The organism is Aestuariimicrobium kwangyangense DSM 21549 (genome assembly GCF_000421525.1).
Lineage (GTDB): Bacteria > Actinomycetota > Actinomycetes > Propionibacteriales > Propionibacteriaceae > Aestuariimicrobium > Aestuariimicrobium kwangyangense.
Genome location: NZ_ATXE01000002.1, coordinates 391,095 through 411,027 on the forward strand (window position 1 = coordinate 391,095; position 19,933 = coordinate 411,027).

Consider the following 19,933-nt stretch of genomic DNA (forward strand, 5'->3'; position numbering starts at 1 on the left):
TCAGCGGGCACCAGGGCCCGCACCGCGGAAGATTCTAGCCGCGCGCACCCTCCGCGGCAGAATCGGCCAGCGAGGCCCGCAGCCAGTCCTCCACCCCGCAGATGTGCACGGTGGCCCATGCCCTGGCCGCCTGACTGTCACCGCGAGCGATCGCCTGCTGGATCGCGCGGTGCTCGTCGATCGTCCGGTGCACCGCCCCCGACTGGGTCAGCCCGCGCCAGACCCGGGCGCGTTGGGTTCGTCCCGAGACGGCGTGCAACAGCGAACCGATCAGCGGATTGTCCGCGGCCTCCGCGATCCGGGAGTGGAAGGCGGCGTCGTTGGCCACCAGTGACTCGATGTCGGGATCAGACGGCAGCTCGTCCAACAGGTCTCCGAGGGCACGGGCCTCGTCCGCGGTCATCGTCTGGGCGGCCAGCGCCGTCACCTCGGGCTCGAGCAGCCGCCTCAGCTGCATGTACTGCAGCACGGTGGCGTCTTGGGCCAACTCGGCGACGAACCCCATCACGTCGACCAGCGAGGACGGGCTGAGACTGGCCACGTAGGTGCCGTCGCCCTGCCTGACGTCGAGCACCCTGATCAGCGCCAAGGCCTTGACCGCCTCCCGCAGGGAACTACGCGACAGCCCCAGCGTGGCGGCCAGGTCGGCCTCCCTCGGCAGGCGGTCGCCGGGCCTGAGCGAGCCAGCGGCGATCATCTGCTTGATCGCCTCGATGGCATCGTCGGTGACGGCCACCTCAGTCCTGCACCGGGCGCAACCTCAGCGCGGCCATGCCTCCGTCGACCGCGAACACGGTGCCCGTCGTCGAACCCGACAGCGGGCTCGCCAGATGGACGATGGCATGGGCGACCTCGTCGGCACTGACCAGGCGTCCGTGCGGCTGCCTGGCCTCCAGCGCGGCCCGCTCGGCGGCGGGGTCGTCCGCCTTGGCGAGCAGGCGCTTCACCCAGGGCGTGTCGGCCGTGCCCGGGGCGACGGCGTTGACCCGGATGCCCTCCCGCACGTGGTCGGCCGCCATCGCCCGGGTGAGCGCGTGCACGGCACCCTTGGTGGCGCTGTACACCGCGCGCTGCGGCAGGCCGGCGTCTCCGGCGATGGAGCCGGTGTTGACCACGGCGGCATGACGGCTGGCCCGCAGGTGCGGCAACGCCGCCCGGGTCACCCGCGCCATCCCGATCACGTTGACGTCGAACCCGCGCGCCCACTCGGCGTCGTCATTGGCCGCCACATCGCCCTGCGAGCCGATACCGGCGTTGTTGACGACGATGTCGACCCCACCGAACTGCGACACGACCTGATCCACGCCCGCGACGACCGAGGCGTCATCGGTGACGTCGGCACGCACGGCGAGCACCCCCTCGGGTAGCCCTACCGGGCTGACGTCGAAGGCTGCCACCCGCGCGCCCTTGGCCAGCAATTGCTCCACGACCGCCAGCCCGATGCCGCTGGCGCCTCCGGTGACGATGGCCACCAGTCCGTCGAATTCCGTCATGGGCACCATCTTGACGGTGAAGACATCCGATGTCTAGCGTGGCCAGCAGGCAATCGGTCAAGGGAGACAAGCGTGGGCGCGGCAACAATCATCGGATGTCATGCGGAGGACGTGCGGTTCCCGACCTCACAATTCCTGGACGGCTCCGATGCCATGAACCCCGATCCGGACTACTCCGCAGCCTATCTACGTCTCGACACCTCCGACGGTGGTTCGGGCCACGGTTTCGTGTTCACCATCGGACGAGGCAATGACGTGCAGGCAGCCGCGAACGCACTGGTCGCCCAGCACCTGATCGGCCGCGACCTCAGCCTGCTCGACGACCTCGGCGGGGTCTGGCGAGAACTCAACGGGGACTCCCAACTGCGCTGGCTCGGCCCCGAGAAGGGCGTGATGCACATGGCCCTCGGGGCCGTCATCAACGCCCTGTGGGACCTCAAGGCCAAGCGCGCCCGACTGCCCCTGTGGCAGGTGCTGGCGCGGATGAGCCCCGAGGAACTCGTCGACCTCGTCGACTTCCGTTACCTCACCGATGCGCTCACCCCTGAGCGAGCCCTGGAACTGTTGCGCGAAGCCGAACCCGGCCGGGCCGCACGCGAGGCCGAACTGCTCGCCTCCGGCTACCCCGCCTACACCACCACCCCGGGATGGCTGGGCTACTCCGACGAGAAGCTCGTCCGGCTGGCCCGGGAGGCGGTCGCCGACGGGTTCTGCCAGATCAAGCTCAAGGTGGGGGCCTCGCTGGACGACGACCTGCGCCGACTGCGGCTGGCCCGCGAGGCCGTGGGGCCCGACATCCCGATCGCCATCGACGCCAACCAGCACTGGGACGTGGCTGAGGCCATCGCCTGGGTGAACCGATTGGCCGAGGTCACCGAGATCGCCTGGATCGAGGAACCCACCAGTCCAGACGACGTGTTGGGTCATGCGGCCATCCGCCGCGGGGTCTCCCCCACCCCGGTGGCCACGGGCGAGCACATGATGAACCGGGTGCTGGCCAAGCAGTTCCTGCAGGCCGAGGCCCTCGACGTGTTGCAGATCGACGCCAGCCGGGTCGCGGGCGTCAACGAGAACATCGCCATGCTGTTGTTGGCCGCCGAGTTCGGGGTGCCCGTCTGCCCCCACGCCGGCGGGGTCGGGCTGTGCGAAGCCGTGCAGCACCTGGCCATGTTCGACTTCGTCGCGCTCTCGGGAACCATGCAGGGGCGCATGATCGAGTACGTGGACCACCTGCACGAACACTTCGTCACCCCCGTCGTCGTCACCGGCGGCCGCTATCACGCCCCCACCGCCCCCGGGGCCGGCGCCGAGATGCTGGCCACCTCGATCGAGAGGTATCGCCATGTCTGAACCGATGCTGGCGCTGGGCTGCTCGACCATCGGCAACCACCTGCGTTCCTTCACCGACGACCAGGCCGCTGAGGTGCTCACCGGCGCCTGGCGGCTGGGACTGCGCGGCTTCGACACGGCCCCCCACTACGGCCTGGGCCTGTCCGAGCGCAGGCTCGGGCGATTCCTGGCCGACCTGCTCACCGAGGTGCCCCGCGACCAGGTGCTGGTCACGACCAAGGTGGGCCGCCTACTGGTGCGCCAGGAGGCCGGCGGCAGGCTGGACGACGAGGACTTCCTGGTGCCTGCCGACCACCGACGCCAACCCGACTTCAGCGCAGCGGGCGTGCGCGCCAGCCTGCTGTCGTCCCTCGACCGGCTCGGGCTCGAGCGGGTCGACGTCGCCTACGTGCACGATGCCGAGCGCTACGACCTGGAGGCCGGCCTGACCACGGCCCAGGAGGGACTGCTCGCTCTCAAGGACGAGGGGTTGGTCGGGGCCATCGGGTTCGCGTCGATGGACGCCACGGCGCTGTACGAAGCGGCCGATCGCGGAGGCTGGGACGAACTGATGGTCGCCGGCGCCCACACGCTGGCCACCGATGGCACCCGCATCCTCGACCGGGCCCTCGCCCAGGGCATCGCGGTGGCGGCTGCGGCCGTGCTCAACGGCGGGGTGCTGGCGACCGGTCTGCGTGGTGACGACCTGTTCGACTACGTGCCGATCACTGCCGAGAAGAAGGACCGGGTGCAGGCACTCGAAGCTGCCTGCCGGGAGTACGGGGTGGAGTTGGCGGCCGCGGCGCTGCAGTTCCCACTGCGCCACCCTGCGGTCGTCCGACTCGTCGTCGGTGGTGCCAGCGTCGACCACATCGCGCGGAACCTCGACCAACTCCGTGCGCCCATCCCCGACGAGTTCTGGCGGGCCGTCGGGGCATGAGGGTCGTCGACAGTCACCTGCACCTGTGGGACCTCGGACGTCGGACGACCGACCCACACGCCTACCCGTGGCTCACCCCCGACTGGGCTGACCTGCACCGCGACCACCTGCCGGACGAGGCACGCACCGTGCTCGACGCGGCCGGTGTCGACCAGGTGGTGCTGGTGCAGGCGGAGGACTCCACGGCGGAGACCGACCTGTTGCTCGAGTGGGCCGACCAGCACCCGTGGATCGTGGGGGTGGTCGGCTGGCTGCCCCTGCTCGACCCGGCCGCCACTGCGGAGGAACTGGCCCGACTCGCCCACCGCCCCCTGGTGGGCGTGCGCCATCTGGTGCACGACGACCCCGACGCCGAGTTCCTCGACCACGACCAGGTCCGCGCGTCGTTGTCGCTGGTGGCCGCGGCGGGTCTCCCCTTGGACGTGCCCGATGCGTGGCCCCGGCACCTCGACCAGCTCACCCGTCTGGCCAGCGACCTGCCCGCGCTGACGGTGGTGGTCGACCACCTCGCCAAGCCGCCGCGGTCTGTGGCCGATGCCCGGCGGGCGATGGCGTCGTGGCAGGAATTCCTCGCCACGGCCGCGGCCCTGCCCAATGTGGTGGCCAAGGTGTCGGGGCTGCAGGCTGCCGGCGCCAGCCCGGGCACCCGTGCCCCGCTCACCACCGATGACCTCACCCCGGTGCTCGACACCGCCTTGGAACTGTTCGGCTCGAACCGGCTGATGTACGGCAGCGACTGGCCGATGACCACCCGCTTCGACGGCGGATACGCACCCCACCTGGAGGCGATCAGGGGCTGGGCCGGCACGCTCTCGTCCGCCCAGCAGGACGACCTGTGGCACGCAACCGCCTGCCGGGTCTACCGGCTCGGCTGAAGCCATGGCCTCCACCGCGCCTCGGGCACCCTTCCCCCCTCGCCACGACAACCTCACCGGGCGGGCCGAACTCTCCGGCTCCGACTTGGCCGACGACTCCCTCGTCGAAGGCCTGGCCGTGCAGGCACTGGCCCTCGAATGGCACGCCTGCGAATTCGTCGAGTGGGGTACGAGCACGGTGGACGGTGGCACCGCCGCCAACTCCGAGTGGTTCAAACCAAGCTGGTACGACCTGACGGTGGCCAACGCCGACCTCGCCAACGCCCGACTCACCGAGGCGGGGTTGCGACGCGTCGTCTTCACCGACTGCCGCATGACCGGGTTCGACCTGTCCCAGGCCGTGGTGCAGGACGCACTGTTCACCGGGTGTCTGCTCGACTTGGCGAACCTCCGCTTCGCCAAGCTCTCCCGGGTGCGTTTCGTCGACTGCCGACTTCGGGGTGCCGACCTCTCGTCCGCGCAACTGATCGATGTCAGCTTCGAGGGCTGCGACCTCTCCGAGGTGCAGTTCCATGGTCTGCGCACCACCAGGGGTCGCATCCGCGCCAGTCAACTCGCCGGTGCGAAGACGATCTCTGGTCTACGAGGCATGGCCATCGACCCGCTCGACATCGTCGAGTTGAGCCACCAATTGGCCGCCGAGCTGGGAATCCTGCTCAATCCCGAGGATTGACCCCGCTCGTCAGCAGGTGGCCGAAGCACTCTGCCAGCAGGGCCTCGTCGGGGGCGTCGATGATCTGCACCCGACCGACCTCGGGCAGGCCGACGAAGCGCAGGGCCGAGCCTCGGGTCTTCTTGTCCAGGCTCATGGCAGCCCGGAGCTCCGCCCAGTCGGCACCGGTGTAGCCGATCGGCAGCCCCACCGAGGCCAGCACTGCCCGGTGTCGGGCGAGGGTGGATTCGTCCAACCCGAGGGTGCGGGCCGACAGTTCGGCAGCGAAGACCATGCCCACACTGATCGCCTCGCCATGTCGCCAGCCGAAGTGTTCGGCCTTCTCGATGGCATGTCCCAGGGTGTGGCCGTAGTTGAGCGCCTCCCGCCCGACGCTGGCACCGACGGAGGTCTGCTCACGCAGGTCGGACGACACGGTGCGCGCCTTCACCGCGATCCCGCGGGTGATCAGCTCGGCCAGCACCTCCGAGGTGGGGTCGAGCGCTTCGCGGGGATCGGCCTCGACCAGGTCGAGGATGCCGGGGTCGGCGATGAACCCGCACTTGATCACCTCGGCGAGCCCGTTGACCACCTCGGCCGGCGGCAGGTCGACCAGAGTGTCGAGGTCGCAGATCACCCCGAGCGGCTCCCAGAAGGCACCGACCAGGTTCTTGCCGGCGGGCAGGTTGATACCGGTCTTCCCGCCGACGGCGGCGTCCACCATCCCGAGCACCGAGGTGGGCATGGCGACGTAGCCCACCCCACGCAGCCAACTGGCGGCGACGAAACCTGCCAGATCGGTTGTCGCTCCCCCACCCAGACCGACCACGACATCGCTGCGGGTGAACCCGGCCTCGGCCAGCTGTTCCCAGCACGAGACCAGGACGTCGGCGAACTTGGCCTGTTCGCCGGTGGGGACCAGCAGCGGCAGGACGCGCCTCCCGCCGGCTTCCAGGTCACGGGTCAGCGTTGCGGTACGTGTCGTCAGTGATTCGGGGTGGACGATGGCCACCCGAGCCGCCGATCCGACGAGTTCGGCCAGGCGAGCCGAGACACCAGGGCCGATCTCGACCCGGTAGGGCCGCTCGGCATTGACCTCGAGGCTCCGGGTCACCGGGACCCGCCCAGCAGCTCGAGGATCGCGTCGACCAGTGCCTCGGGCCGACGGTCGGTGGTGTCGATCTCATGGCGGGCGACCTCCCGGTAGAGGGGTTCGCGCTCGGCCTGCAATCGCTCCAGATTGGCCCGAACGTCACCCAGCACCAGCGGTCGCATCACGTTCATGCCCACCCGCCGGGTGGCGTGGGTCACCGACACCTGCAGCCAGATGACGTCGTGACCGGCCAGGGCGTCGCGGATCTGGTCGTCCATCACGGCCCCTCCACCCAACGACAGCACCCGCTTGGCGGGCTCGTCGGGCGGTCCCAGGAGCTCGAGCGTGGTGTCCCGCTCCAGTCCGCGGAAGTGGGCCTCCCCCTCGTCCACGAAGATCTCGGCGATGGTCTTGGCGGCCCGGTCCTCGATCACCTGGTCGACGTCGACGAACTCCAACCCCAGTCGCGCGGCCAGAGCACGTCCGAGGGTGGTCTTGCCCGAGGCCGGTAGGCCGACGAAGACGATGGTCACCCGAGCCCCCGTGCCCGCACGTCGGCCAGGTAGGCCTCGGCGTTGCGTCGGGTCTCGGCGACCGAGTCGCCGCCGAACTTCTCGAGCGCCACCTCGGCCAGCACCAGGGCGACCATGGCCTCGGCCACCACCCCCGCAGCCGGTACCGCGCAGACGTCGGAACGCTGGTGGTGGGCCTTGGCCGGCTCACCGGTCGACACGTCGAGGGTGCGCAGCGCGCGGGGCACGGTCGCGATGGGCTTCATGGCCGCTCGCACCCGCAGCAGTTCACCGGTGCTCATGCCGCCCTCGGTACCGCCCGAGTGCTGGCTGAGCCGGTGGATGCCGTCAGCACCCGGTTCGATCTCGTCGTGGGCGAGGGATCCGCGCACGCGGGCCAGTCCGAACCCGTCACCCAGTTCCACACCCTTGATGGCCTGGATGCCCATCAGGGCGTAGGCCAGTTTGGCGTCCAGCTTGCGATCGCCCTGGGAGTGGGAACCCAGGCCCGGGGGCAGGCCCCAGGCCAGCACCTCGACCACGCCACCGAGGGTGTCGCCCTCCCGGTGACAGGCCTCCACCTCCTCGAGCATGGCCGCAGAGGCCTCGGGGTCGAAGCAGCGCACCGGATCGGCGTCGATGGCCTCGAGATCGCTCAGCGTGGGGAACAGCCCCTTGGCCGCCTGCACGGGGCCCAGTTCGACGACGTGGGAGAGCACGGTGATGCCCAGCGCCTGCTGCAGGAAGGCCTTGGCGATGGCGCCCAGGGCAACCCGGGCCGCCGTCTCGCGGGCCGAGGCACGCTCCAGGATGGGGCGGGCCTCGTCGAAGTCGTACTTCTGCATGCCGGCCAGGTCGGCGTGACCGGGACGGGGCCGGGTCAGGGGCGCGTTGCGGGCCTGCTCCGCGAGCACCTCGGCGGGGACGGCGCCGGGGCTCATCGCCTCTTCCCACTTGGGCCACTCGGTGTTGCCGATGGTGAGCGCGATCGGCGAACCCAGGGTCTCGCCGTGGCGGAATCCCCCGAGCAGGGTGAGCGCGTCGGCCTCGAACTTCATGCGTGCGCCCCGGCCGACTCCCAGCCGGCGGCGGGCCAGGTCTCGTCCGATCTCCTCGGTCGAGACCTGCACGTGGGCCGGGATGCCCTCCATGGTGGCGACCAGGGCTTGGCCGTGGGATTCCCCCGCAGTCAGGTAACGCAACATGCCGATCAGTCTCTCAGGTTTGGATTCGCGCCGTCGCTGCGTCTTGCGCGGCGGCTCGCAGCAGGTCGAAGCCGACCTCGCGGCCCGTGTGCCACCGGATCTGCTCGACGGCCTGGCCGGCGAGCAGGTCGAGTCCGTTGAGCACGACCGAACCCAGCCGTGCCGCGGCCGTCGCCAACGGGGTGGGCCATGGGTCGTAGACCGAGTCGAAGACCACAGGTGCCGAGGCGGCGAGGCGATCGGCGTGGGGGGTGGCACCGGCGGCGGGAACGGTCGAGACGATCACGTCGGACGAGCGCACCGCTCCCCCCAGCCGGATCGGCGAGACACCCACCCCCAGCCGCTCCCCCAAGGCCACCAGACCAGCAGCACGGGCCGGTTCGCGGGCCACCACGACCACCTCGCGCACGCCCAACTGGGCGAGCCCGACCAAGGCCGACCGGGCCGTGGCCCCGTTCCCGACGATGGTCGCAGTGGCGAGGTCGGTCACGCCGGCGGCGGCGAACGCCACCCCGTACCCGGGCACGTCGGTGTTGCGGACGATCGCACCACCCACCGCCCGCGGGTCCCGCACCCAGGTGTTGGCCGCCCCGGTGAGCAGCACCGTCTCGTCCGGCTCGCCGAGGCTGACCAGGTCATCCTTGTGGGGGGCGGTGACGCTCAGGCCACGCCAGGAGTCGTCCAACGAGTTGACGAAAGCGGCGACCCCGCCCGGGGGTACGTCGACGGCGGAGTATTCCCAGTCGAGGCCGAGCGCGGCGTAGGCCGCGCGGTGGATGGCCGGGGAGAGGGAGTGGGAGACCGGGTGCCCGATCACCGCACACCGGGTCAGCACTTGCCCGGGTTGCTCTGGCACCACGCCTGGAACTTCTTGACGTTCTTGTTGTGGTCGGCCAGCGTCTTGGCGAAGGCCGTCTCACCGGTGTCGGGGTTGACCACCACGAAGTACAGGAAGTCGGTCTTGGTCGGGTTGACGGCGGCCGTCAGCGCCAACTTGCCCGGGTTGCTCACCGGGCCGGGCGGCAGGCCCTTGTTGACATAGGTGTTGTACGGGGACTTGACGGCCCGCTCCTTGTTGGTGGTGGTGAGTCGTCCCTTGATGTTGTTGGCGTAGACGACCGTGGCGTCCGACTGCAGTGGCATGCCGGCCTTGAGTCGGTTGTAGAAGATGCCGGCAACCAGACCGAGGTCCTTCTCGCCGCGCACCTCCTTCTCGGCGATGCTGGCCACGATCAGCGCGTTGTAGGGGGTGACCCCGATCGCCTTGGCCCGGTCGGCGAAGTTCAGGTCGGTGATCACGGTGTTGAACTGCCTGACCTGTGCGCTGCCCAGTTCGGCGGCGGTGGGGCTGTCGTCGACCTCGTAGGTCTCGGGGAACATGATCCCCTCGGCGTTCTTGGCCGGCACCCACGCGGGGGCGCCCAGGGCCTTGGTGTTCTGCTCCGCTGCCTTCATGTCGGCTGGTTTGATCTTGGTGGCCTTCTCGATGATCGGCCACTGCTCGGTGAGCCGAAGGCCCTCGGGCAGGGTGACGCGGGTGCGCTCGATGTTCTTCGGATCGGCCAGGTAGTTGAAGGCAGCCTCGGCCGAGATCTGGGTGCGCATTTTGTAGCGTCCGGCCTGGATGTCCTTCGAGCCCGCCTCGGCTGCGGTCACCTTGCGCCACGGCTTCATCGACTTGATCACGCCGGCGTCGAGCAGGATGAACCCGATCTGGTTCATCCCGGCACCGCGGGGCACGGTCACCATCACGTCCTTGACACCAGCGGAACCCAGGTAGTCGTCGGTGGTCCGGTAGGCGATGTAGGCCTTGTTCGCGTAGTGGTAGGTGGCCCAGCCACCCCCGACGAGCACCGCGAGCGAGAGCAGCACGGCGAAGGCACTACGGGTGTGGTAGAGCACCTTCTTCCAGTTGTACTTGCCCTCGTTGTCGACGAACAGACCGCTCACGCAGTGCCCCTTCCAAGTCGGCCGGTCAGACCCGGCGCCGGGTCTCCAACGCCTGCTCAAGGATGCCCACTGCGGCAGCCTGATCGATGATCCCGCGCCGCTGACGAGCGTTCTTGCCAGCCTGCATGAGTCTACGTGACGCCTCCGCCGTGCTCATCCGCTCATCGACCAGCACCACGGGCACCGGCGCCACCGTCGTCCGCAGTTCGGCCAGCACCCCGCGCATGAACTCCACGGCGGGGCCTTCCTGCCCGGCGAGGTTCCGCGGCCAGCCCAGCACCACCTCGACGGGTTCGTACTCGGCGACCAGCACCGCGACCCGCCGGAACGGCTGGTCGCGTGCCGGGATGGTCTCGACGGGGTGGGCCATCAGACCGTCCCGGTCGCTGTAGGCGACTCCCACCCGGGCCTTGCCCCAGTCGAAGCACAACCGGACACCCCGCTGGTCGCCGAGGGCGTCCAGCACGGGGGGCAGGTCGTCGGGCACGTCGGTGGGCACGCGGTCAGACCAGTGCTTGGGCGATGGCCGCCAGTGCGTCGGCGGCGCCGGCGCCGTTGGTGCCGCCGCCCTGGGCCAGGTCGTCCTTGCCGCCACCGCGCCCGCTGAGCGGGACGGTGCCGACCGACACCAGTTGTCCGGCCTTGGCGCCCAGCTCACGGGCCGCCTGGGTGGTCGCCACCACCAGTGCGGGCTTGTCGCTGGTACCACCCACGGCGGCCACGACAGCGGCCTGCTCGGACAGCCGGCCTCGCAGGTCGGTGACCAGACCGCGCAGGTCGTTGCCGCCGACACCGGGCACCTCGAGGGCGAGCAGGTGGTAGCGGCCGACGGTGCGTACCTGGTCGAGCATCTGCCCGGCCTGTGCCTGCAACTGGGCGGCCCGCAGTTCGGCGATCTGCTTCTCGGCCTGCTTGAGGTCGGCGACGAGCTTCTGCACCCGATCGGTCAGTTGCTCGGGCTGCACCTTGAGCACGTCGGTCAGTCCGTGCACGAGGGCACGCTCGGCCGCCAGGTGGGAGAAGGCATCGGTCGAGACCAACGCCTCGACACGACGGGCGCCCGACCCGATGGACTGCTCGCCCAGCAATGCCATCAGCCCGATCTGCGACGAGGTCTGCACGTGCGTGCCACCGCAGAGCTCACGCGACCAGGGTCCACCCATCTCGACCATGCGGACGATGGCGGGGTACTTCTCCCCGAACATCGCCATGGCCCCCATCGACTTGGCCTGCTCCAGCGGCATCTGCGTGTCGGTGATCGTCAGGTTGTCCTTGATCGCGACGTTGCAGCGTTCCTCGATCTCGGCGCGCAGCGCGTCGGAGAGTCCCGCCTGGGCCGAGTAGTCGAAGCGCAGGTAGCCCGGCTTGTTGTAGGAGCCGGCCTGGGTGGCTCCGGAGCCGACCAGTTCGCGCAGCGCGGCGTGCAGCACGTGGGTGGCGGTGTGGGCCTGGCAGGCCCCGAGGCGATTGACACCGTCGACGGCGGCCTCCACCTGGTCACCCACGGCGAGGTCCCCGTTCACGGCGACCTTGTGCACGACGAGCCCCGGGACGGGGCGTTGGACGTCGAGCACCTCGAGGTCGAAACCGCCCGCCTTGATCACCCCGGCGTCGGCGTCCTGACCGCCTGACTCGGCGTAGAAGGGGGTCTCGGCGAGCACCACCTCGACGACGGAACCGGCGGCGGCGTGGTCGACGACGCTGCCGTCGCTGATGATGCCGCGCACGCGGGTGGGCACGACGAGGTCGGTGTAGCCCAGGAACGGGGTCTCACCGTGTTCGCGGAGGCCGCGGTAGACGTCGACGGAGACACCGCCGGTCTTCTTGGCCCTGGCATCGGCCTTGGCGCGGTTGCGCTGTTCGGTCATCAACCGGGTGAACGCACCGCGGTCGACGTCGAGCCCCTGCTCGGCAGCCATCTCGAGGGTGAGGTCGATCGGGAACCCGTAGGTGTCGTGCAACTGGAAGGCCTTCTCGCCCGACAGCGTGGTGCCCTGGTCGGCGCGCACCTGGTTGGCCGCGGTCTCGAACAACTGGGTGCCACTGGTCAGGGTGCGCGAGAAGGTCGCCTCCTCGGCCTCGGCCGCGGCCGCGGTCTGCTGCCAGGCCTGTTCCACCTCGGGGTAGGACTCGCTCATCGCCTGCCGGGACACGTCGAGCAGGTCGACCAGCGAGGTGCCCTGGTAGCCGAGCAGACGCATCGACCGCACGGATCGGCGCAACAGGCGGCGCAACACGTAGCCACGGGCCTCGTTCCCGGGGCGGACACCGTCACTCATCAACATCAGCCCTGACCGCACGTGGTCGGCGATCACCCGCAGGCGCACGTCGTCCTCGGGGTCGGCGCCGTAGACCTTGCCCGAGAGCTCGGCAGCGCGCTCGATCACCGGCGAGACCTGGTCGATCTCGTAGAGGTTGTGCTTGCCCTGCAGCAGGGTCGCCATCCGCTCCAGCCCGGCACCCGTGTCGATGTTCTTGGTGGGCAGTGGCCGGGCGACGTCGAAGTCGTCCTTGGCGCGGACCGCCGACAGTTCCTCCTGCTGGAAGACGTTGTTCCAGATCTCGAGGTAACGCTCGTCGTTGACGTCCGGACCCCCGTCGGGGCCGAACTCGGGGCCACGGTCGAAGAAGACCTCGGAATCGGGTCCACCGGGCCCGGGCACCCCCATGTGCCAGTAGTTCTCCTTGAGGTCACGCCGCCAGATGCGTTCGTCGGGCATGCCGATGGAGCGCCAGATCTCGAGCGCCTCGACGTCCCCCTCGGGATAGGCGGGGTGGAAGCCCGGGCCGAGCACCGAGACGGAGATGCGGTCGGGGTCGAAACCGAGGTTGCCGTCCTCGACGGACCCGGTGAGGAACTCCCAGGTCCACGGGATCACCTCGGCCTTGAAGTAGTCGCCGAAGGAGAAGTTGCCCAGCATCTGGAAGAAGGTGCCGTGACGGGTGGTCTTGCCGACCTCGTCGATGTCGAGGGTGCGGATGCACTTCTGCACCGAGACGGCCCGGCTCCACGGCGCCGGCACCTCGCCGGTGAAGTAGGGCACCATCGGCACCATGCCGGCGACCACGAACAGCAGATTGGGGTCGTTGTGCACCAGCGAGACGCTGGGGACGACGGCGTGGCCGCGTCGTCGGAAGAACTCGACGTAGCGGCGGCCAACTTCTGCGGTCTTCATCGGTGATCCTCGGGTTGTCTTGTTTCCTGCGGTCGTGGTGCGGCCGGTGTCAGCGCCCGCGGGGCGAGCCAAGCCTACCGGCAACTGCTCAGTGACCGAGGAGCCGCCGGATGGCCTCGAGTTGGCTGCCGATCGCTGCCTCGTTGCCGTGGTCGGTCGGCTGGTAGTAGTGGGTGCCCTCGAGTTCGTCGGGCAGGTACTGCTGCCGGGCCACCCCGGGGTCGAGGTCGTGCGGGTACACGTAGCCCTGACCGTGGCCGTACGTCTTCGCCCCCGCGTAGTGGGAGTCACGCAGGTGGGCGGGGACCAGACCCACCTTCCCTGCCTGCACGTCGGCGCGGGCGGCTGCGATGGCGGTGGTGACCGCGTTCGACTTGGGGGCCACGGCGGCGGCGATGGTGGCGTGGGCGAGGGTGAGTTGCGCCTCCGGCATGCCGATCAACTGGACCGTCTGAGCGGCGGCGACCGCCGTCTGCAACACCGACGGCGCCGCCATGCCGATGTCCTCCGAGGCCAGGATCATCAGTCGGCGGGCGATGAAGCGGGGGTCCTCCCCCGCCTCGAGCATGCGGGCCAGATAGTGCAGCGACGCGTCGACGTCGGAGCCGCGCACACTCTTGATGAAGGCGCTGATCACGTCGTAGTGCTGGTCGCCGTCCTTGTCGTAGCGAACCGTGGCGCGGTCGACGGCCTTGGCCACGATCTCGGGGGTGATCCGGGTCTCCCCCAGCGCCTCGGCCCCGGCCGCGGCCTCCTCGAGATAGGTCAGCGACCGCCGGGCGTCACCCTGGGCCAGTCGGACGATGGTGGCCCTCGCCTCCGGATCGAGCGTGAACGGTTCACCCGAGGCGGTGCGGACACCGCGCTCGTCGGTGAGCCCCCGGTCGACCAGGGTGCCGATGTCGTCGTCGGTCAGCGGCTTCAGGGTGAGCAGCAGCGAACGTGACAGCAGCGGCGAGATCACCGAGAAGCTCGGGTTCTCGGTGGTGGCCGCGATCAGCGTCACGAGCCGGTTCTCGACCGCGGGCAGGAGTACGTCCTGCTGGGCCTTGGAGAACCGGTGGACCTCGTCGATGAACAGCACGGTTCCGCGTCCGCGGGCCAGCTCACGCGAGGCGGTGTCGAGTTCCTCGCGCACCTGCTTCACCCCGGCCGTCACGGCAGAGATCTCGACGAACCTGCGGTTCGTGGAGTGCGAGACCACCGAGGCGATGGTGGTCTTGCCCACCCCGGGCGGTCCCCAGAGGAAGACAGACATCGCCTGGCTGCCGTCGGCCAGCCGACGCAGCGGTGAACCGGGGCCGAGCAGGTGCTGCTGGCCGACGATCTCGTCGATGCTGCGCGGACGAAGCCTCACCGCCAACGGCTGACCGCCCTGCCGGGCGCCGCCCAACGATCCACCGGCTGTCGGTGCGGTGCCGGGGTCGGGGTTGCCGAACAGGTCAGTCATGGCTCTGTGTCAGTCGCGGGTCAGGCCGGGTAGTGGGTGCGCAACCACTCCACGGTTGCCTCCCAGGCAGCGTCGGAGGCCTGGGCGTGGTGGAACTGCGGGGCGGGGTTGTCGAAGGCGTGACCGGCGCCCTGCCACAGCTTCACCTCGGCGCCGTTGTGCTGCACCACCTCGCAGATGTGCTCCACCGCGTCGGAGGTCAGGTAGGCGTCGGCGTCGCCGAAGTGGTGCAGGCTCGGTACTGTCACCGCTTCGCCGTCGACCAGGTTCGGCAGCGCAGACCCGTAGTAGCTCACCAGGGCGTCGGCTCGCTCACCGTCGGCCGCCCCCTGCAGGGCTGCGTAGGCCAGGCCACCACCGAAGCAGAAGCCGACCAGGGCCACCCGGCCGCCGGTGCGAGGTTCACGGCGCAGGGAGGCGATGACCAGCCGCACGTCGTCGACCGCCTGCTGCCAGTCGACCTGCCGCATCATTGCGACACCGCGCTCCAGCGAGTCGTCGCCGTTCTCGTCGACTGCGTCGGCGCCGATGCGCCAGTACAGCTGCGGCAGGGCGACGGTGTAGCCGAGCGCCGCCAGGTCACGGGCGCGAGTGCGCATGTACTGCGAGCGTCCGAAGATCTCGTGCACCAGCACGATGGCCGCACCCGACCCCTCGGGCGACTCCACCAGTTCGATCGGGACGGTGGCCTCAGGCATCGAGCTTCTCGACCTTCTTCTCCGGCGCATCCTTCTTCTCCGGTCGGGCGTCGACGCCCGCCTCCTTGCGCTGCTGGGCCGTGATCGGCGCAGGTGCCTGGGTGAGCGGGTCGAAACCGCCACCGGACTTCGGGAAGGCGATCACGTCGCGGATGGTGTCGAAACCGCCCAGCAGCATGACCAGCCGGTCGAGGCCGAATGCGATGCCGCCGTGCGGGGGCGCGCCGAACTGGAAGGCGTCGAGCAGGAAGCCGAACTTCTCCTGCGACTCCTCGGGCGAGAGGCCCATCACCTTGAAGACGCGCTCCTGCACGTCGCGGCGATGGATACGGATCGACCCGCCACCGACCTCGTTGCCGTTGCAGACGAAGTCGTAGCCGTAGCTCAACGCCGAACCCGGATCGGTGTCGAAGGTCTCCATGGACTCCGGACGAGGCGAGGTGAAGGCGTGGTGCACGGCCGTCCAGGAGCCACCACCGACGGCGACGTCACCCGAGGCGACGGCGTCGGAGGTCGACTTGAACAGCGGGGCGTCGACCACCCACAGGAAGCTCCATGCGCTCTCGTCGATCAGGCCGCAGCGGCGTCCGATCTCGAGACGGGCCGCACCCAGCAGTTCCTGGGTGGTCTCGCGGGCCCCCGCGCCGAAGAAGATGCAGTCACCGGGCTTCGCCCCCACCCGCTCGGCGATGCCTGCCCGCTCGGCCTCGGAGATGTTCTTCGAGACCGGGCCACCCAACTCACCCTCGGACGAGATGGTGATGTAGGCGAGGCCACGGGCACCGCGCTGCTTGGCCCACTCCTGCCAGGCATCGAACTGCCGGCGGGGCTGGTCGGCGCCGCCGGGCATCACCACGGCACCGACGTAGGGGGCCTGGAACACCCGGAACGGGGTGCCCGAGAAGAAGTCGGTGACCTCGGTCAGTTTCAGGTCGAAGCGCAGGTCGGGCTTGTCGGAGCCGTAGGAGTCCATTGCCTCGTGCCAGGTGATCCGCGGCAACGGCGAGGGCAGGTCGACACCGATCAGCTTCCAGCAGTTGGCCATCACCGATTCGGCCAGTTCCATGACATCGTCCTGGTCGACGAAGCTCATCTCGATGTCGAGTTGGGTGAACTCGGGCTGGCGGTCGGCGCGGAAGTCCTCGTCGCGGTAGCAACGCGCGATCTGGTAGTAGCGCTCGAGGCCCGCGACCATCAACAACTGCTTGAACAGTTGGGGGCTCTGCGGCAGCGCGTACCAACTGCCGGGGTGCAGCCGGGCCGGCACGAGGAAGTCACGAGCGCCCTCGGGGGTCGAACGGGTCAGGGTGGGGGTCTCGACGTCGACGAACTCCCGCTCGTCGAGCACCTCCCGGATGGCCCGGGTCACCTTGGAGCGCAACCGGATCGCCTCGGCCTGCCGCGGCCGACGCAGGTCGAGGTAGCGGTACTTCAGGCGGGCGTCCTCACCCACCGTGACCCGCTGGTCGATCTGGAAGGGCAACGGGGCGGCAGCGTTGAGGACTTCGAGGTCGGTGATCGCGACCTCGATCTCACCGGTGGGCAGGTCGGGGTTGGCGTTGCCCTCGGGCCGGGCCTCGACCACACCGGTCACCTTGATGCAGAACTCGTTGCGCAGGTCGTGGGCCCCCGACGACTCGAGGATCTCGTCACGGACGACGACCTGGGCGATGCCGGAGGCGTCGCGCAGGTCGATGAAGGCGACCCCACCGTGGTCGCGGCGCTTGGCCACCCACCCGGTGAGGGTGACGGTCCGTCCGGCGTGTTCCGCGCGGAGCGTGCCTGCTTCATGGGTTCTGAGCATGGTTGTCCTTTTCCGTTGTTGCGTGCGCATCGACAGTGCGCCCGCGTGTGTGGCTGGAGGCCCGGGCCAAGCCTAGGTCAGGCAGGGTGGATGACGCGCGGGAAAAGATCCTCGCTCGGTGGCTGCCATTCCGCGGCGGAGGCGTCGACCTGGTCGCCCGAACGGATGTCCTTCACCTGACCGTTCGCACCACCGAACCAGACATAGGGGATCCCCCGTCGGTCTGCATGCCTGATCTGGCGCCCGAACTTGTCAGCCTTGGGTGCCACCTCACAGGGGATGCCGCGGGACCGTAGCGCGGTGGCGACCTCGACGGCGACGGTTCGGTCGTCCTCGCTGTCGACAGCGACCAGGACGCAACTGGGCACCGAACGGTTCGCCGTCAGCACACCCCGGCCCAGCAGCGGCGCCAGGATGCGGGTCACCCCCACCGAGATGCCGACACCCGGGAAGGTGCGCTTGCCGTCACTGGCGAGCGCGTCGTAACGGCCGCCGGCCGAGATGGTGCCCAGCGACTCGTAGCCGACCAGTTCGATCTCGAAGACGGCACCGGTGTAGTAGTCGAGGCCGCGGGCGATGGACAGGTCGGCCACCGCTCGTCCCGGGAAGTGACGGGCGACCAGCGCGATCAGTGCGGAGAGCTCGTCCAGCCCGGTGCGCAGCAGGTCGTTGTCGAGTTCGGGGTGGTCGGCCACCAGCGAGAGCACGCGGTCGACGAACGAGGAGTCCTCCGAACGGATGGCGGCCAGGGCCAGCACCGGTTCGATCTGGTCGGGGGTGAGCCCACACTCGTCGGCCAGCAGGGTGGCGACCCCGTCGCGTCCGATCTTGTGGATCTTGTCGACCCGCTGGATGACGGCCAGCGCGTCGACCACTCCCAGCCCGTCGTAGAACCCCTGGGCGAGCTTGCGGTTGTTCACCCTCATCAGCACCGGGGGCAGGTTCAACTGGGTGTGCATCTTCTCGAAGGCCTCGAGCGCGACCAGCACCACCTCGGAGTCGTGGTGGGCGGCGAGGGTGTCCTGGCCGACGACGTCGATGTCGGCCTGGCAGAACTCGCGGTAGCGACCCTCCTGCGGTCGTTCCCCCCGCCACACCTTCTGGATCTGGTGGCGGCGGAAGGGGAAGACCAGGTGGCCAGCGTTCTCGAGCACGTAGCGCGCGAAGGGTACGGTCAGGTCGAAGTGCAGACCCAGTTCCGCGGTGTCGTCGGCGGCCGCGTGCAGCCGCTTGACCGTGTACACCTCCTTGGTGATCTCACCCTTGCGGTTCAACTGCTCCAGCGGCTCGACCGCCCGGGTCTCGATCCGGCCGAACCCGTGCAACTCGAAGGTCTCCCGCAGGAGCGTGATCAGCTGTTGCTCGACGGCCGACTGTGCCGGCAGGTACTCGGGGAATCCGGAGAGCGGTTGGGGACGAGCCACAGCGTGATCTTTCCTCAGGGCGGAAGGGGTGGGGGGCGGAAGGGGTGAGCGCGCCGACCAGCCTATCGGGCAAGATGGACCCATGAGCGAATCCACAGGTCCTGCCAGCTTCGGCCGAGTCGAAGAAGATGGCACGGTCTACGTCACCACGTCCGCAGGCGAGCGACGAGTCGGCCAGGTGCCCGATGTTCCGCCCGCCGAAGCCCTGGAGTTCTTCGTGCGTCGCTTCCTGGCGCTCGAGACCGAGGTGAGCCTGGCCGAGGCGCGCATAGGTTCCGGAGCGCTGGGCGGCGACGAGGCACGCAAGAAGGTGGACGCGTTGACCACGCAGATCGGTGAGGCCAATGCGGTCGGCGACCTCGACGGTCTGCTGGCCCGCCTGCAGGCTCTGGCGCCGACGCTCGCCGCCAAGCAGGAGGCCAAGCGCGCGGAACGGGCCGAGGCGCACGCCCGCACGAAGCAGGCCAAGGAGGGCATGGTCACCGAGGCCGAGAAGCTCGCGGCCGGCAATGACTGGCGAGACGGGGTCAATCGCTTCCGCACCCTGCTCGAGGAGTGGAAGGCGCTCCCCCGCATCGACAAGGCCACCGACGACGACCTGTGGCACCGCTTCTCGTCGGCCCGCACCACCTACACCCGCCGCCGCAAGGCCCAGTTCGCCGAGCGCAACGCGGCCCGCTCCACGGCCCAGCAGGCCAAGGAACAGATCATCGCCGAGTCGGAGGAGCTGGCCAAGACCGAGGACTTCGGTGTTGGCGCGGCCGGGTTCCGCGACCTGATGAACCGGTGGAAGGCGGCCGGTTCGGCCCCCCGGGGCGTCGACGACAAGTTGTGGGCCCGGTTCCGGGCCATCCAGGACGAGTTCTTCGGGCGCCGCAACGCGGTGCTGGACGAGCAGAACGCCGAGTTCACCGCGAACCAGAAGGCCAAGGAGGCCCTGCTCGACCAGGCCGAGGCCAGCATCCTGCCGGTGACCGATGCGGAGGCCGGCAAGACCGCCTACCGCGACTTCCTCGCCAAGTTCAACGAACTGGGCAAGGTGCCGCGTGATGCCATCCGCACCCTCGACGACCGGGTGCGCAAGCTCGACCAGGCCGTCCGGAACGCGGAGGCGGAGCAGTGGCGTCGCACCGATCCCGAGGCCCGTCAGCGCGCGCAGGACACGGTCGACATGTTCACCGCGCAGATCGACAAGCTGACCGCCCAGCGCGACAGCGCCGAGAAGTCGGGCAACAGCAAGGCCGCGAAGGAGGCGGACGCCTCCATCGCCACCTACACCTCGTGGCGCGAACAGGCCCAGAAGGCGCTGGACGAGTTCACCGCCTGAGGCCC

General features: G+C 69.6%; 18 protein-coding genes. 5 read left to right on the forward strand and 13 right to left on the reverse strand.

Going from position 1 to position 19,933, the window contains the following annotated elements:
- Window positions 1–34 precede the first annotated feature (34 nt).
- Entirely contained in the window at window positions 35–736 is a 702-nt protein-coding gene (locus tag H507_RS0108465; RefSeq protein ID WP_022910286.1) for a FadR/GntR family transcriptional regulator, read from the reverse strand.
- A 1-nt stretch (window position 737) separates the two neighbouring features.
- On the reverse strand, window positions 738–1,493 hold the full coding sequence (locus H507_RS0108470) for an SDR family NAD(P)-dependent oxidoreductase (RefSeq protein WP_026377986.1): 756 nt from the start codon (window positions 1,491–1,493) through the stop codon (window positions 738–740).
- A gap of 72 nt (window positions 1,494–1,565) precedes the next feature.
- On the opposite strand from H507_RS0108470, the gene H507_RS0108475 reads away from it, so the two are divergent.
- The 4 genes from H507_RS0108475 to H507_RS17325 are packed head-to-tail and all read left to right on the forward strand — an operon-like array spanning window position 1,566 to window position 5,310.
- A complete protein-coding gene (locus H507_RS0108475; RefSeq protein ID WP_022910288.1) occupies window positions 1,566–2,843 on the forward strand; it encodes an enolase C-terminal domain-like protein in 1,278 nt (425 codons plus the stop codon).
- Window positions 2,836–3,762 (forward strand): aldo/keto reductase, encoded by a 927-nt coding sequence (locus H507_RS0108480; protein ID WP_026377988.1) that lies wholly within the window; start codon window positions 2,836–2,838, stop codon window positions 3,760–3,762. The genes H507_RS0108475 and H507_RS0108480 overlap by 8 nt, the downstream gene beginning before the upstream one ends.
- Entirely contained in the window at window positions 3,759–4,637 is an 879-nt protein-coding gene (locus H507_RS15715) for an amidohydrolase family protein (RefSeq protein ID WP_022910290.1), read from the forward strand. Before H507_RS0108480 ends, H507_RS15715 begins: the two co-directional genes overlap by 4 nt.
- 4 nt (window positions 4,638–4,641) lie before the next feature.
- Window positions 4,642–5,310, forward strand: a complete 669-nt coding sequence (locus H507_RS17325) for a pentapeptide repeat-containing protein (RefSeq protein WP_022910291.1) — start codon at window positions 4,642–4,644, stop codon at window positions 5,308–5,310.
- Here H507_RS17325 and aroB read toward each other — a convergent pair.
- The 11 genes from aroB to hisS all read right to left on the reverse strand — a co-directional run bounded on the left by aroB (window position 5,294) and on the right by hisS (window position 18,601).
- Complete coding sequence (aroB, locus tag H507_RS0108495; RefSeq protein WP_022910292.1) at window positions 5,294–6,403, reverse strand: 3-dehydroquinate synthase; 1,110 nt, start codon at window positions 6,401–6,403, stop codon at window positions 5,294–5,296. The genes H507_RS17325 and aroB overlap by 17 nt on opposite strands.
- Window positions 6,400–6,915: a shikimate kinase gene (locus H507_RS0108500; protein WP_022910293.1), complete on the reverse strand. Its 516-nt coding sequence runs from the start codon at window positions 6,913–6,915 to the stop codon at window positions 6,400–6,402. The genes aroB and H507_RS0108500 overlap by 4 nt, the downstream gene beginning before the upstream one ends.
- Window positions 6,912–8,099 (reverse strand): chorismate synthase, encoded by a 1,188-nt coding sequence (gene aroC, locus H507_RS0108505; RefSeq protein WP_022910294.1) that lies wholly within the window; start codon window positions 8,097–8,099, stop codon window positions 6,912–6,914. The genes H507_RS0108500 and aroC overlap by 4 nt, the downstream gene beginning before the upstream one ends.
- A gap of 13 nt (window positions 8,100–8,112) precedes the next feature.
- Complete coding sequence (locus H507_RS0108510) at window positions 8,113–8,955, reverse strand: shikimate dehydrogenase family protein (protein ID WP_245558877.1); 843 nt, start codon at window positions 8,953–8,955, stop codon at window positions 8,113–8,115.
- Window positions 8,928–10,040: an endolytic transglycosylase MltG gene (gene mltG / locus H507_RS0108515; RefSeq protein ID WP_051139758.1), complete on the reverse strand. Its 1,113-nt coding sequence runs from the start codon at window positions 10,038–10,040 to the stop codon at window positions 8,928–8,930. The genes H507_RS0108510 and mltG overlap by 28 nt, the downstream gene beginning before the upstream one ends.
- A 34-nt stretch (window positions 10,041–10,074) precedes the next feature.
- Window positions 10,075–10,512 (reverse strand): Holliday junction resolvase RuvX, encoded by a 438-nt coding sequence (gene ruvX / locus H507_RS0108520; protein WP_040438196.1) that lies wholly within the window; start codon window positions 10,510–10,512, stop codon window positions 10,075–10,077.
- A 40-nt stretch (window positions 10,513–10,552) separates the two neighbouring features.
- Complete coding sequence (alaS, locus tag H507_RS0108525) at window positions 10,553–13,225, reverse strand: alanine--tRNA ligase (protein WP_026377991.1); 2,673 nt, start codon at window positions 13,223–13,225, stop codon at window positions 10,553–10,555.
- An 88-nt stretch (window positions 13,226–13,313) separates the two neighbouring features.
- A complete protein-coding gene (locus H507_RS0108530) occupies window positions 13,314–14,675 on the reverse strand; it encodes a replication-associated recombination protein A (protein WP_026377992.1) in 1,362 nt (453 codons plus the stop codon).
- A gap of 20 nt (window positions 14,676–14,695) precedes the next feature.
- Entirely contained in the window at window positions 14,696–15,373 is a 678-nt protein-coding gene (locus H507_RS0108535; RefSeq protein ID WP_022910298.1) for a dienelactone hydrolase family protein, read from the reverse strand.
- Window positions 15,366–17,177, reverse strand: coding sequence for an aspartate--tRNA ligase (aspS, locus tag H507_RS0108540; protein ID WP_022910299.1), 1,812 nt, complete (start codon window positions 17,175–17,177; stop codon window positions 15,366–15,368). The genes H507_RS0108535 and aspS overlap by 8 nt, the downstream gene beginning before the upstream one ends.
- A 77-nt stretch (window positions 17,178–17,254) precedes the next feature.
- Window positions 17,255–18,601, reverse strand: a complete 1,347-nt coding sequence (gene hisS / locus H507_RS0108545; protein ID WP_022910300.1) for a histidine--tRNA ligase — start codon at window positions 18,599–18,601, stop codon at window positions 17,255–17,257.
- A gap of 82 nt (window positions 18,602–18,683) precedes the next feature.
- Between hisS and H507_RS0108550 the strand changes: the two genes are divergently transcribed.
- Entirely contained in the window at window positions 18,684–19,928 is a 1,245-nt protein-coding gene (locus tag H507_RS0108550; RefSeq protein ID WP_022910301.1) for a DUF349 domain-containing protein, read from the forward strand.
- The last annotated feature ends 5 nt before the right edge of the window (window positions 19,929–19,933 follow it).